Annotated in this window: 17 protein-coding genes; 4 read left to right on the top strand and 13 right to left on the bottom strand. The window is 31.5% G+C overall.

Features of this window, described 5'->3' with window-relative positions; translation table 11 throughout:
* Positions 1-252: 252 nt before the first annotated feature.
* From bshC to BUB70_RS05795, 5 genes are all read right to left on the bottom strand, one after another.
* A complete protein-coding gene (gene bshC / locus BUB70_RS05775) occupies positions 253-1851 on the bottom strand; it encodes a bacillithiol biosynthesis cysteine-adding enzyme BshC (protein ID WP_073119261.1) in 1599 nt (532 codons plus the stop codon).
* Positions 1852-1975: 124 nt separating this feature from the next.
* Entirely contained in the window at positions 1976-2713 is a 738-nt protein-coding gene (locus BUB70_RS05780; RefSeq protein WP_073119263.1) for a Dph6-related ATP pyrophosphatase, read from the bottom strand.
* Positions 2714-2810: 97 nt separating this feature from the next.
* Positions 2811-3068, bottom strand: coding sequence for a DUF6952 family protein (locus BUB70_RS05785; RefSeq protein WP_073119266.1), 258 nt, complete (start codon positions 3066-3068; stop codon positions 2811-2813).
* Positions 3049-3360 carry a thioredoxin family protein gene (locus BUB70_RS05790; RefSeq protein ID WP_073119268.1) on the bottom strand — a complete coding sequence of 104 codons (312 nt, stop codon included), beginning with the start codon at positions 3358-3360 and terminating at the stop codon, positions 3049-3051. The genes BUB70_RS05785 and BUB70_RS05790 overlap by 20 nt, the downstream gene beginning before the upstream one ends.
* Positions 3361-3516: 156 nt before the next feature.
* Complete coding sequence (locus tag BUB70_RS05795; RefSeq protein ID WP_073119271.1) at positions 3517-4158, bottom strand: peroxiredoxin; 642 nt, start codon at positions 4156-4158, stop codon at positions 3517-3519.
* Between the two features lie 227 nt (positions 4159-4385).
* Here BUB70_RS05795 and msrA point away from each other — a divergent pair, with 227 nt between their 5' ends.
* From msrA to BUB70_RS05815, 4 genes are all read left to right on the top strand, one after another.
* Positions 4386-4970 (top strand): peptide-methionine (S)-S-oxide reductase MsrA, encoded by a 585-nt coding sequence (msrA, locus tag BUB70_RS05800; protein ID WP_073119273.1) that lies wholly within the window; start codon positions 4386-4388, stop codon positions 4968-4970.
* 61 nt (positions 4971-5031) lie between these two features.
* Complete coding sequence (locus tag BUB70_RS05805) at positions 5032-5328, top strand: phosphoribosylpyrophosphate synthetase (RefSeq protein ID WP_073119275.1); 297 nt, start codon at positions 5032-5034, stop codon at positions 5326-5328.
* A 167-nt stretch (positions 5329-5495) separates the two neighbouring features.
* The gene (locus BUB70_RS05810; protein ID WP_084730209.1) at positions 5496-7187 is read left to right on the top strand and encodes a TrkH family potassium uptake protein; all 1692 of its coding nucleotides are present in this window, start codon (positions 5496-5498) and stop codon (positions 7185-7187) included.
* Between the two features lie 6 nt (positions 7188-7193).
* Positions 7194-7874 (top strand): potassium channel family protein, encoded by a 681-nt coding sequence (locus BUB70_RS05815; RefSeq protein ID WP_073119278.1) that lies wholly within the window; start codon positions 7194-7196, stop codon positions 7872-7874.
* Between the two features lie 155 nt (positions 7875-8029).
* Here BUB70_RS05815 and BUB70_RS05820 read toward each other — a convergent pair whose 3' ends face one another.
* The 8 genes from BUB70_RS05820 to BUB70_RS05855 form a co-directional block, all read right to left on the bottom strand.
* Positions 8030-8356 (bottom strand): DMT family transporter, encoded by a 327-nt coding sequence (locus tag BUB70_RS05820; RefSeq protein WP_073119280.1) that lies wholly within the window; start codon positions 8354-8356, stop codon positions 8030-8032.
* Between the two features lie 189 nt (positions 8357-8545).
* A complete protein-coding gene (locus BUB70_RS05825) occupies positions 8546-9496 on the bottom strand; it encodes a cation diffusion facilitator family transporter (protein ID WP_073119283.1) in 951 nt (316 codons plus the stop codon).
* 178 nt (positions 9497-9674) lie between these two features.
* Positions 9675-10100: a hypothetical protein gene (locus BUB70_RS05830; protein WP_073119286.1), complete on the bottom strand. Its 426-nt coding sequence runs from the start codon at positions 10098-10100 to the stop codon at positions 9675-9677.
* Positions 10101-10178: 78 nt separating this feature from the next.
* Positions 10179-11036, bottom strand: coding sequence for a helix-turn-helix domain-containing protein (locus BUB70_RS05835; RefSeq protein WP_073119288.1), 858 nt, complete (start codon positions 11034-11036; stop codon positions 10179-10181).
* Positions 11037-11217: 181 nt separating this feature from the next.
* Positions 11218-12102, bottom strand: coding sequence for an EamA family transporter (locus BUB70_RS05840; protein WP_073119291.1), 885 nt, complete (start codon positions 12100-12102; stop codon positions 11218-11220).
* Positions 12092-12793 carry an alpha/beta hydrolase gene (locus BUB70_RS05845; protein ID WP_159431414.1) on the bottom strand — a complete coding sequence of 234 codons (702 nt, stop codon included), beginning with the start codon at positions 12791-12793 and terminating at the stop codon, positions 12092-12094. Before BUB70_RS05845 ends, BUB70_RS05840 begins: the two co-directional genes overlap by 11 nt.
* Before the next feature lie 172 nt (positions 12794-12965).
* Positions 12966-13544 (bottom strand): Crp/Fnr family transcriptional regulator, encoded by a 579-nt coding sequence (locus BUB70_RS05850; RefSeq protein ID WP_073119295.1) that lies wholly within the window; start codon positions 13542-13544, stop codon positions 12966-12968.
* A gap of 159 nt (positions 13545-13703) precedes the next feature.
* Positions 13704-14450 (bottom strand): class I SAM-dependent methyltransferase, encoded by a 747-nt coding sequence (locus BUB70_RS05855; protein WP_073119297.1) that lies wholly within the window; start codon positions 14448-14450, stop codon positions 13704-13706.
* Positions 14451-14563 lie beyond the last annotated feature (113 nt).

Below are 14563 nucleotides of genomic sequence, written 5' to 3' on the forward strand. Positions count from 1 at the left end.
TGTGTAAGGTACGTAAAATCTTATTTTTTTAAAATTGAAAATGGCTTTAGTCTATGGATAGGGCTATTTTTTATGAATTGGATGTTAAAAATGCTATGAAAAAGAATTTTAATGATATCCATAAACAAAGTGTTAGTCTTTCTTTTTAAGACTAGCACTTTTTATTTTCATTACAATTTCACCTCTTCTTATATTACAATAAGTAAGACTGTAACTATCCTAAAAGTTAAAAATTTCTTTACAGGTTTTCTTTCATAAATTAATAACCGTAAACTGTAAATCTAATGGTTTTAAGGCTTTAAAAAGAACAGTCAATAATTCTTTCCCATAGGACTCATAGTAATCAGCAAAATTACGCTGTCTTTCTTCCAAAGATTGATTTGGAAACAATTCGTTTTGTAACAATTCAATTCTAGTGACTAAATCGTACATTTTTTTCTTCTCCGCTTTTAGCAATCTTTTTTCTAGATGATTTAAACCTTTCAATTGCTTTTTTTCTTGTGCTTTTACAGCTCCAATAAAAGAAGCATCAGTTTTGCTAGCAATTATTTCTAATTCCTTAAAGTTTTCTTCTAATTGTTTTCGCTTGCTTTCAAAATCAAAATGAATGGTTGATTTTTGATTTACTTTTTTGGCTATCAGCTCATTTTGAGTCAAAAACAATTCTTGTAAAGTCAAATGTAATTTATCTGCTTTTTTCTGTTGTTTTTCTGTAACCAACAATGCAGAATTACGCATTAACAACATAGGAAAAGGAACATTAAAAGCTTTAAAAGTTGATTTTAATTGCATCCAATAAGCCAGTTCTCCCCCTCCTCCAACATAACAAAGATTGGGTAAAATTACTTCTTGATACAAAGGTCTTAACAAAGCATTTCCAGACACTACATCTGTTGGGGTTTCCTTATTCTCAAAAATAGCTTCTGCTGATGAAAATGTTAAATCTCTATTGTTTACTTTAAAAGTATTATCCGTTTTTAGAATTCTTTCTCTAAACCCATCACCTATATAAAACAAGTTAATTTCTCTAGGATGTACTTGGTTTGGATAAGATTCATGAGCCAATTGCTCACTAGTTTTGGTTACTTCTTTAAAACTGGTTTGCTCTTTTAATTCTTGTAATGCATACGGTTTGAACAAAGATTTTAATTGCTGATTATCTCCATCAACCACAACTAAACCATATTCACCAAACAATTCATTTACCAAATAACGAGATGCCTCAGTTAAATTATCATGCTCTAAATAAGATTTTTTAAACAACTCTCTTAATTCATTCGCATTGATGCTTGAATTTAACAAACTGGAAAAAGTTTCAAAAACAGATGCTAATCCATCAGTAGACAAACGTCCAACTGCTCCACTAGCCTCTTTTTCCCAAACTATTTTTTGACTTTTAAAATTAAAATATTGAATTTCTTCAAAATCATGATCCTCAGAAGCCATCCAATAAATAGGAACAAAATTTTGTTTTGGATACTTCTCTTTTAACTCTTTACACAAATTAATTACCGATACAATTTTATACAAAAAGTATAAAGGTCCAGAAAACAAGTTTAATTGATGTCCAGTAGTAATGGTAAAAGTATTAGGTAAAACTAAGTTATTGATGTTTTGTTGCGTAAGTGTACTTACATCAATATTTTGGTATTGATGCTCCAAAGCACTTACCAAAACTTTTCTATTTTCTAAAGGAAAAGAATCTGATTTTTCCTGTATTTGAGTTTCAAAATTTTCTATAGATGGAAAACGGTGATAAAAAGGTTTGATACTTTCTTTTTCTTCTAAATAATCTAACATGATTTTAGAAAAATATCCGGTCTCTTTATAAGGTATTTGTGTACAATCCATAGGTAATTATTGCTCAGAGGTATGTCGTAAAAAATTACTTTAATTACGAGTGTGAATTTACAAAATCACAATTAAATAAATCTAATTGATCAGTAAACTTGTAACGATATGTTTTGTAAAAAGACTATTCTACTTTTATAGGCAAAAGATCGCAATACCAAAAGCCAGTATCCCAACTTACCTCTTTGTCTTTTTGATAACAATTGTCATCATCACTGTCTGAAGGTTGATACGTCCTATGTACTTTTTCTCCAACTGAAAATTGCACAGGTGTTTTAAAAATAGGGCCATCAAAAACAAAAGTATGGAATTCACCATTTTCACCACAGATATCTACATTTTCTGGTAAATCGTTAATAAATTGTTCATCTATAACTCTACCTACAAAACTTTTATCTAAATATTGTGCGTTTACACAAACCGTAATCGCTTTAAACCCTAAAGAAAGGAATTCAGTTAGCAATGCTTTAGTATCTTGTTTCCACAAAGGATAGACCCCTGTAATTCCTACTTCTGATAATTTTGTATCTCTGTAGGCTTTTAAATCTTCTAAAAAAATGTCTCCAAAAAAACAATGTTTGTAATTGTCTTTAATAATAGATTCCATAGCATTACGCATGGTTTCATCGTATTCTTTCATGGTTACATTTCCAGAGAATTCAATTTTACGCAAAGGAATTCCAATAGCTGCCGCTTGAGCCTCTAACAATTCTTCTCTTAAACCGTGCATAGAAACACGATTGACATCTTTGTTAATATTGGTCAACAAAAAATCAACCTGGTAGTCAGATTGATTCAATGTTTTATATAAAGCTAAGGACGAGTCTTTTCCAGAACTCCAATTAAAATAGGCTTTCTTCATTATTTTTGTTGATTTGTTTAATTGTGTAACCGTTTAATTGTTTTGTTTGTTTTTCTAACTATCAACTCAACAACTAAGCGTATCAACAGATAAACAATTACTGATCTATAGATCCTAATACACGTTTCATAAAATTGTTCAACGCTTCTTTTTGAGGAACTCCGTTTTTAATTTCTTTGTCTACCTCAACCGCTCCATATAAATTAGAAATAATTTCACCAAGTACATCTAATTCTTCATCTTTTAAAGAACTTACTTCTGTAAGTGCTTCTAAAGTTTCAATGGTTTCGTGTATGTAATCTACATCATTCTCAGCAATAAACTGAGTCATGTGTTTAATTATTGGCAATTTCATCTATAAATGATTTTAAAACGTCTGCTTTATTTGTTTGAGTTTGATTAACTAACTCTCCGTTTTTAAAAGCAGCGAATGTTGGTAAATTATTTACGTTGGCTAATTTTCTTGATTCAGGATTTTTTTCTGCATCAATCACAATAAATTCAGCTCCTTCTACTTCTGTAGAAAACTTTTTAAATTTTGGTTTCATAATTCTACAGTTCCCACACCATCCGGCAGAAAATTGTACAAATACCAAACTGTTATTATTTACTTCTTCTTGAAGTGTATCTGTTGTTAATTCTTTCATAATCAATATTCATTTTAAAAGTGAAACCCCTAAATAATAGATATTAAAAAACCGGATGATTGATTTCATCAACTTTAAACATCCGGTTATTTTAGTTATTAAAGTTTAAAAGTAAAAGCTTATAAAGCAATATTTAAAACACTTTAAACTTTTATATTAGTTTTTAGCTAAGTAAGCAGCAGTTCCTTTAGCGTTTGCTTGCATTGCTTCTTTACCTTCTTCCCAGTTTGCAGGACAAACTTCTCCATGAGATTGTACGTGAGCATAAGCATCAATCAATCTTAAGAATTCGTTTACGTTACGTCCAACTGGCATATGGTTAATTCCTTCGTGGAATACAGTTCCTTCCTCATCAATTAAGTAAGTTGCACGGTAAGTTACGTTGTCTCCTTCTTTTACGTAAGTTCCAGTTTCTTCGTTAAAAGTTTCTCCAGCGATGTCTAAAATCCCTAAAACTTCTGATAAATTACGGTTAGAATCTGCTAATAAAGGGTAAGTTACACCTTCAATTCCTCCGTTATCTTTTGCAGTGCTTAACCAAGCAAAGTGTACTTCTGGAGTATCACATGAAGCTCCAATTACAATAGTATTTCTTTTTTCAAACTCACCTAAAGCAGCTTGAAAAGCATGTAATTCAGTAGGACAAACAAAAGTAAAATCTTTTGGGTACCAAAATAACAATACTTTTTTGTTGTTTTTTTGAGCTTCTTCTAAAACGTTTACTTTAAAAGTATCTCCTAATTCGTTCATTGCATCTACTGCTAAGTTTGGAAATTTTTTCCCTACTGCTGTTGCCATATTTGTTAATTTTTAAATGATTTATTTTTTATTTGTAGGACAAATTTACGTCCAATGTTGAATAAAACAAGTCGATTTCTATTTAATGTTTTTATTGTAGTATTGATTTTCTTTATGGTTTTAAATTAAACATCAAGTTTTCTTATTTATAGATTGATTAGAATAGTATTTATAAGCTCTTGTAATGAAAGATTTAGTTCATCGACAAACGTTAAAACAAGATTTATATGAGAATTTTATTACTTACGCTACTTATTTCTAGCTCCCTTTTTTCGCAAACCACTAAACTACCTACCGATAAAAATTTAAAAGTGGCTTATTTTGCAAGTGGTTGTTTTTGGTGTGTAGAAGCGATATACGAAAGTGTTCCTGGAGTAAAAGAAGCTATTTCTGGCTATGCAGGTAGTGATGTTAAAAATCCTACATACAAAACCATTCATAAAACTGGACATGCCGAAACTGTTGCTGTGTATTACAATCCACTAGAAATTGATTATGCTGAATTGATAAATGTGTATTATTTATCTCAAGATCCAACTACTGTTGGACAAAATCCTGATTTTGGAAATAGTTATCGTTCCATTATTTTTTACAGCAATGAACATGAACGTAAAATTGCACAAGCAAAATTTAATTACGTAAACAAACTTTTTAATGGAAAAGCAGTCACGGAAATTAAAATGATTGATCACTTTTATCCTGCAGAAGATTATCATCAAAATTACGAGAAAAATCACCCAGACAATTCTTATGTAAAAGCAGTATCTATTCCAAGATTAAATAGGTTTAAAGACAAATACTTTAAAAAGTAAACTAAAAGGAATTATAATCTTTCATTCATTTTTTGTAACTTAAAAATAAAAATTACAAAAAATGGAGACTCAAAATTTTGAAACACTTTCAGAAGCTATAAACAACCTAACCCAAAAAGGATATACTGACAATTTTGTAGCAGAAGACACTTGCATAAAAGCTCTTTATGCTAAAAAAGAATATCAACCCGAAGATTTAAAAGTTGATGGTTTTTACCGATTTGAAGGAATGACAAATCCTTCTGATCAATCAAAATTATTTGCTATTTCTACCAACGACGGTATCAAAGGAACTCTAACCATGTCTTACAGCGCTAATCATTCACAAAATATAGAATTAATAAAGCAATTAAAATAGTTTGCCCTTTTTTAATTGGTTAAATAGATTTTAGATAGATGAACCATCTTACTAAAATATTATTACTTTTACACCTTCATTAATTATATGTTTTGAAAGAAAAACTAATCAATAGCATTAACTATCAACTTATATACAGAATTGCTTTTTTATTAAGCCTTTTAGGAATGGTTATGTTAGTTGTAGACTTTGGGTTTACACAATCTAAAGACATACAAATTTCTGTAAATGAAGTTTATTTTATTATCTTAATTACAGGATTATTTGCAACAGTTTTAAGGTATATTAAACAAAACAAAGTCTTAAGAAAAAATGTTATTTTATTTGATGTAGCTAGTATCCTTGTCATACTCAGCATTATTTATCTTCATTTTTTTTCAGAACACTCTCACAAACAACTTTCTTTGTTCTACGATGATATATGGATGAAACTTGCCATTATCTTAACTTTTATTAGAGAATTTGCAGAACGTAAGGTTACCTACAAAAGAAAATTCTTAAATCCTGCACAACTTTTTATTCTTAGCTTCTTTTTACTGATTGTAATGGGAGCTTTTTTATTGATGTTACCCAACGCAACTCATACAAGTATTTCTTTTTTAGATGCTTTGTTTACTTCTACAAGTGCCGTTTGTGTTACAGGATTGATAGTAGTAGATACTGGAAGTTTTTTTACCGAATTTGGACAAACCATTCTAATTATTTTAATTCAAATTGGAGGTTTGGGTATTTTAACGTTTGCAAGCTATTTTAGTTATTTTTTTAAAGATGGGGCTACTTATGAAAATCAATTGGTTTTAGGAGACATGACCAATTCTAAAAAACTAGGAGAAGTATTCACTACCTTAAAAAGAATTTTATTCATCACCTTTTTTATAGAGTCTATAGGAGCTATATTGATATATACTAGTTTAGACAAAACTTTGTTCAACTCTTTGTTAGAGAGAGTTTTCTTCTCAGCCTTTCATTCTGTTTCAGCTTTCTGTAATGCGGGTTTTTCTACCTTACCCAATAGTTTATACGAAACCGGATTTAGATATAACTATACCTTACAAACCATTGTTATTGCCATTTTTGTGTTAGGAGGATTGGGCTTTCCTATTGTTGCCAATTTAGTTAAATACACCAAATACTTTTTTATTAGTAGATTATTTAGAAAAAAGCATCTTAGCTACAAACCATGGGTGTTAAATATTAATAGTCGAATTGCATTAATTACCACTATATCATTAACTGTTATTGGAACCATTATGTTTTTCATTAATGAATACAATTATATCCTTACCAACCAAAAAGGAATTATAGGTAAATTTGTAACTTCTTTATTTGCAGCAACCACTCCAAGAACTTCTGGATTTAACACCATAGATATGGGAGCTTTACAGACCTCATCTATCCTTTTAATTATTTTATTAATGTGGATTGGGGCTTCTCCAGCTTCTACAGGAGGGGGTATTAAAACCAATACTTTTGCCATTGCTACTTTAAACTTTTTTAGTTTGGCCAAAGGAAAATCTAGAATAGAAATTTACAGACGTGAAATTGCCGAAGTTTCTATCCGTAGGGCTTTTGCCGTCATCTCATTATCTTTAGTAGTTATAGGATTTGGAATATTTGCCATTTCTGAATTTGATCCACAACTAGATTTATTAAGCATTGCTTTTGAATGCTTCTCAGCCTATAGTACTGTAGGATTAAGTTTAGGAATTACAGCTGGCTTAAGTAGTTTTAGTAAATTTGTACTTATCATCATCATGTTTATTGGTAGGGTAAGTATGCTATCTATTTTAATAGCCGTTTTTAAGAAAGTAAAACATAAAAATTACCGTTATCCAACGGAAGAAATCACTATAAATTAACCCTTTATGAAATATATAATTATCGGTTTAGGAAACTTTGGAGCTTCACTAGCTGAAAAACTGACCGAACAAGGAAATGAAGTGATAGGTATTGATACCGACATGTCAAAAGTAGATGCTTTTAAAGAAAGAATTACGCATACCATTTGTATGGATGCTACTGATGAATTTACCGTTTCTGGGTTGCCTTTAAAAGATACCGACATTGTGGTTATTGCTATTGGAGAAAACCAAGGAGCCAACGTAATGGCTACCGCCTTGTTTAAAAGTTTAAAAGTAAAAAGGTTGATTAGTAAAGCTATTGACAAACTTCATAAAAGAGTACTAGAAGCCATTGGAGTAGATGAAATAGTGTTACCTGAAGAAGAATCTGCAGAAAGATGGTCTAAAAAACTATGCCTTACAGGTGTGGTAGATTCGTTTGAATTAAATGACCAATACAGTATTGTAGAAATAGATGTTCCTGAAAAATATGATGGAAAAACGGTTATAGAAATAAAGATTCGTGAAAAATATAATTTATTAGTTTTAACAACTATTTCTAAAACAGAAGTAAATACACGCTTAGGAAAAACAAAAAATATTCCTAGAGTTCACGGAATTTTAAACCCAAATGATGTACTTAGCAAAGAAGACATTTTAGTGGTTTATGGAGCCAATAAAGACATTCAAAGATTTTTAAAATAGTAGTTAAGGTAATATCTGTAATCTTAAAGATTCCAAAACAATGAACTTTCAATTAATCCCAAGGTTTGACACTAAAAGCCTTGAATTTACTACTGTTTCGTTTTTTTTTCAGATACATTTTACCTGCTCTGCCTTTTTTATTTCAATTCAATTGACTAATGTGAAACAGCTTTTAATCCAACAATTGACATAATCAATGTTGTTAGAAATAATAGTCTCAAAAACGTTGTAGGTTCTTTAAAAACAAAAATCCCAACTATTACAGTTCCTACCGCTCCTATTCCTGTCCAAACTGCATAAGCGGTCCCTATTGGCAAAAACTGGGTTGCTTTAATTAATAATCCCATACTGAGACTTAATGTTATAAAAAATCCAACATACCATAAGTACATTTCATTTCCAGTTGCCTCTTTTGCTTTTCCAAGACAGAAAGCAAATGCAACTTCAAAAAGTCCTGCAATAGTTAATAGTATCCAATTCATTATTTCGTTTTTTTAGGTTGCAACTAACGACCTTATATATATCATAGCGTGCAAATTAGCGATAATTATTCGTTTTAAACAGAAGCCAGATTTTTAAATTTGACGACTTTCTAAGTATGCCTTAATTTCGAATAAACAACTGATAATAAACAAACTATATATATTGTTAGCATCTGTCTTTTCCTATTTTTAACAATTTACGAATTTGCAATGTTTTGTATTTGTTTCAATTTGTACCGTTGGATGTTGAATATTGTATTTGTTCAAGCATTCTAAAATATTGGTATAGACTTTATTTTTAGAAGTATTATCGGCACTGTCCAATACGGCATGTAACGAAGCCACATTGTAACTTCCGTCTAAACTCCAAATATGAAAATCGTGAATGTCGGCAACACCTTCAATATTATTTAGTTCTTTGGTTAAGATTTCCATATTCACATGTTCAGGAACCGCTTGTAGCATTATTTTTAGGGTTCCTATTAAATTTTTGGTGGCGTTGTACGAAATAAAAGCAGCAATGGTAAGCGTAAGTAACCCATCTATCCAATTCCAACCCGTAAAATAAATAACCACTGCACCAATTAAAACAGCAACCCATCCCAATACATCTTCTAAAAGGTGAAGCATAATGGCTTTACTGTTGTAATTGTGGGAGTGCCCGTGCGCGTGATGATGGTGGTGTCCTCCGTTTCCATTTTTTATTCTAAGAAATGCAAATCCGTTAATGCTTACCCCTAAAACAGCCAACCAAAGCATCCCCACACTATTGACTTCTTTTGGCTCAATGAATGATTTTATTCCACTTTTAATCATAAAGATAGCTCCAATCAATAGAAATAGCGATAAGCCCAGCGCAGATAGTAATGAAAATCGTTTATAACCATACGAATAACTAGAAGAACGTTTCTTTCCCGATATTTTTTCAAATAAAACCGCTATTCCTATAGCGACGGCGTCTATAAAGTCGTGAAAAGCATCTGCAATAATCGCTGTGGAATTGGTAAAGATTCCGCCAACAACTTCGATAACCGCAAAAATTAAGTTTAGCCAAAAGGCCAATGTAAGTCCATTTTTGGTACCTGAATGCTGATGTGCTTCGTGAGGATGCTCATGATAATGTTGATGCTTGTGGTTCATATTAGAATCTGAATTAGTATTAGTTAATCTCTAGTACATTTTAATAGTTGAACTTAAGGAACGTCCCATTCGAGTAAAAATCGATTGATATTTTTGTGTCGAGAATAGGAGTTGAAGTTAAAATTAAGTTCTCGATACAATTTTGCTTCGTTACACTTCACAAAATCACTCGAACTGACTAATTGTTATTTCTCGATAAAGAAACTTTATGGAGTACGCTTTTGGCTAATTCCAAAGCTTCTTCTTGGGTTTGAGCAAACAGCAGTGGATTTCCCCAAAATTTCTCATATACAGAGGCATACAATTTTAATCCTACGCGTTTTACTTTGTTTGGTTCTACCTGTATGGTTGCTTGTATACACTTGAGTTTATTTTTATTTATTTTCCTCCAAGCGTTTATTTTCCTAGCTTCTTCCCTGGAATGTTTGTGCTTTTCTTCAGGTGCCTCACCCGTGCTAACCATTACAAAGGGGTTTCCACTCTCGAACAAGTTGGTAAACGCTGCAATATCTTTATCGTGATTATGGTTTTCATTTTCTTCTTGTTCAAGGCTGTGTTGAAAATCAACAAACACTATAGGAAATTTTGAATCATCTATAATCATTTCATCTATCTTTAATTTGCTTACAAAGTTAGAATGATTTTAAATAATTGCATTGTACCAATAAACGTATCTGTTGGACTAATCGTGGTTTTTGCTTTGGAATGCTGATGCGGTTACTCCTGTGATTTTTTTAAATAATCGAGAGAAATAGGCGTAATCCTCATAACCTAATTGTGTTGCAATTTCTTTAACTGATCTATCGGAGTGATAAAGCATGCGCTTAGCTTCTAACATAACTCGTTGTTGTATGTGATGCGAAACGGAATAACCGGTTGTCATTTTTACACATTCATTCAAATAGGCAGTAGAAATATTGAGTTTTTGAGCGTACTCACTCGGTTTTTTTGCTGTACTAAAATTGGTTTCCAAACGCAATTTAAAAGCCTTGGTAATAAACTCAAAACGTGAAAGGCTTTCTGGTGATTTGGTTTGTGCTAAATACTGTGAAGTAACTAATGCTACTAAGGCATTCCCACTATCTTTGATTACCGATTGATATAGTTTTTCGTGTTTCCTTTCTGATAATTTTAGGCACAATAACACCGTTTCAGAAATAATAGAAAATACTTCTTTTGTTAAAGATACCGGTCTTGCAGGATTTATATCTTCCAATAATGCAAGATATTCCGGATTCAAAATTTCCGTATTGACTGCCCAAAAGCTGACCGTTGCATGGTTAATAAATAGCATACGGTGTACTTGATTGGGGTGAATGTAGATGATTGAGGATGGTTTTATGGTATAGGTATGAAAATCTATTTCAATAGAGGTCGTGCCTTTTTCTTGTAAAAAAAACAAATGATAATCATCCCTATGCGCTGCTGCTACTGCTTTAAATTCATTTAAATCTTTGAATGCCATTTTTCCAATGACAAAACCGGTGTTAAACGTATCATCTATAGTTTTTACAGGAATGCTCTTTATTTTTTCACGCATTGTCTTTTTATTCTCCTAGAACGCATTCAAGGTTCTAACACAACAGTTGTTGCTACTTTTGTTTAATACAATTTAGTGTAATTTATAAAAACTTATGCTGCATTTAAATTAAAAATTTCACTAGGTCTGTTATTCTGTTGGTCTTGTATATTTTAGTTTTTTAGCGACGAAATCTTTAGATTTATTTTCGCCAGTTGATTAAAAATACTGCGATTAGTATAACTATAATTCCAACCCACTGAAGTATAGAAATTTCCTCATTGAGTATTAAATACGCACTAAACACTGAAACTGGTATTTCCAGAGCAGCGACGATACTACCTACACCAGTACCAATTTCAGGAAAGCCTTTGTTGAATAAAATGGGTGGAAGAATAGTTCCGAACAAACCCAAAAAGGCTCCCCATTTAAAAAAAATTAACCAATTAAATTCATTCAAAATCTCAACATTCCAAAACAAAACAACCACCATAAGTCCTCCATATACCAAGTACTTACTACGGGTAATTATAGGTAGTCCCAAAGACACCTTATTAGAAGCATACATAGCCCCTGTATAACTTAATGCCGCCAATAATCCAAAACCTATTCCCCAATAACTAAAGGAAATGTCAGTTTCAAAAACCTTGGCAGCTAATATAGTTCCTACAATAGCTACAATTGCCCCTATAATTTTGGTTTTAGTCACAAGCTGCTTGGCCACAAAAAATTCTAAAACCACGCCCATCCAGATGGTTTGCATCAATAGAATTATACCCACAGAAACAGGAACGTATTGTATGGATAGGTAATAAAAGCTACTGGTAAGACCTAAGGTAGTTCCGAAAAGCATTAATTTTAGTTTTGGATACTTCGATACATCCCTATTCTTTTTTAAACACTTTGATTTACCGGTAAAGAACACTGACCATATACTAAGCAAAAAAGCTCCAAATAGGTACTGTGAAAAAGTAAGCCCAGCGGTACCAAAACCATGATTGTTGGCATACTTTACAAAAGTGGCCAACACTCCGTAACTAGATGCTCCTAGTGCTATATAAAATATCCCTTTTAAATTAGTATTCATTGCTTCTAAAAATTTCGTTTAAGAAAAAAAGTTGTGTTTTAGCTGCCATTGACCAATACTTAGCATTGTGTTTTCCTGAACTCTCTTCATAAATATGTGGAATTCCCAATTGAATTAATTTTTTATGAAGCTTCCTGTTCTCGTCTATAAATGGATCATCAATACCGCAACTTATCAATAGTTTTTGATTAGAGTTTTTTAACTTTTCGATTTGAGAGAGTGCTGTATAATTTTTCCAATGCTTTTTACTATTCCCCAATATTTTGGGGATTCCGTATTTTTCTCCATAAGGCACAAAATCAATCGCTCCACATATAACACCGATTGCCGAAAAAATTTGTGGATGCCTTGCACCTAGGTAAAGGGCACCGTGTCCGCCCATGCTCCATCCCATAATCGCTTTTTGAGCGTTTTTCGTATCATATTTATGATGGATATATCTAACCAATTCTGAAGTTATAAAACCTTCATATTTCGAATTTTTAATCGGGCTGTCAAAATACCAGCTATCATAATTTCCATCTGGTAAAACAAATATCATTTCATATTTTACACTAAGTTCCAATAAAGAAGGGATATCCTTTTTTAGGGTTCTTTGAGGATATCCACTGTAGCCGTGTAGAATATAAACTATTGGTAAATTTTTCTTTTTTGAAGGCGTTACAACAATCGTCTTAATATCTTTTTCCATTAACGGACTGTAAATTTTTAGCGTATCAACTTGTTGTGAAAAAGCATTTGCACAAAACAAAAGCATTGTGCAAAGGAATAAAATTGAGTTTCTCATTATTTGTCTATTTCAAATTAGAAAACAAAAGTATGTAGCTGCCTTCCTTAAAACATGTACATATGTTGAGACCCCATTATTTTTTGATTGCCTTTTTAATTCGACTTAATTGAGTTGGTGTAATCCCTAGATAAGATGCAATTTGATGTTGTTTTAAACGACTTTCTATCGTTTCATATTCAGATTGAAATTCTTCGTAACGTACTTTAGCCGTTTTATATTTAAGGTTTATTTCGAGTGGCTCTTTGGCTACCACCCAATTTTGCTCTAAATAATTAATATAGAAAAATGCAATTTCTGGATGTTTTTTCATTAACTGTCTAAAATCCGTATTTTGATATTCCAGTATTTTAGTTTCCTCCAATGCTTGAATTGCGAATAAACTTGGCTTTTTTCCGATCAATGCGGCTGTAGAAGCGATAAATGAATTTTCTGAGAAGAATTTTTTAATCACGATATCACCATTTTCATAGGTGTGAAAATAAGAAAACAATCCACTTTTAATGTAGGCATAAGATTTTGGCACTTGCCCCTGTCTTAAAAAGTAATCTCCTTTGTTTAAACTTTGAGGTTTAAGAATTTTTACAAACGCTTGTATAGATTCAGTTGATAATTGACTATATTTTTCTAGCTCTTCTTTAAACTTTTCTATCATTTCTTTTATAATGAATGTTAACGGTTTTAGTTAGGCTTTATGGGGGAAAAATCGACAAGATTTTAGAACATGTACCAAGCCGAGGCTTTTTGTTGGGTTTTGATTCTTTTGTTTTTACAAAGCCCTACTTCAATAAACCCGTATAAAGTTTAGCCAGTGCTATATGCTACTATTTATTTTTCCTATTCTTAATAATATTGGAAATCTTACTTCTTTATTTTCTCCTTTATTCCAATATTTTTTTAACTCTAACTCCAATTCCTCAATTGGATTATGGTTATTTTGTTTAATGTAATGTTTTACAGCCGACCAAGTGTTTAGATACCCTATTAAGTGTTCTAAACTCCATTCATGTCGATTTTCAAATTTTGGTGATTGGATTTCCTCAAAAGGGAATGGAATGGTTTGATAATTTTCATCTATATATTTTCGTTCCTCGTCCCAATATTTTCCAATTACCTTCTCATAAAAATTTGTAATTATATTATCTATCTGAGATGAGATTTTAATGATTCCATAGCCTAAAACACATAATTTTGCATTTTCTTTTGACGTGCGTTTTACTTCTTTATAAAATTGCTCAAAGTCAAACCAATGAATTGCTTGTGCAACAACAATCAAATCGAATATTCCGTTGTCGAATTTTGTGTTTTCTGCCGATTGAACACTGTATTTTATGTTATCAGCTTTTCGAGCATTGTTTAATTGTTCTTGGCTAATGTCTGTAGCAAAAACGTTCTTAAAGTTTTTTGCCAATTCATAAGCAACTTGTCCATTACCTGTTCCACAATCCCAAGCATTTTCTTTGTTCGGTACAATTGTATTTAAGTAGTCAAATAATTCAGATGGGTATGTAGGTCTAAATTTTGCGTATTTATCAGATTGTGTAGAGAAATTGTCTTTCATAAATCATCAATATTTAAAAGAATTGATCGGTTTTTAAGCTTGCATTCAACGGCTCTTACAAAAGCAGTAGCGGATTTTTAAGAGACTTCTTTTTTAATGGAAAGATAGTCAAT

Origin of the sequence: Wenyingzhuangia marina, assembly GCF_900130035.1 — a bacterium.
In the GTDB taxonomy this organism is placed as follows: Bacteria; Bacteroidota; Bacteroidia; order Flavobacteriales; family Flavobacteriaceae; genus Wenyingzhuangia; species Wenyingzhuangia marina.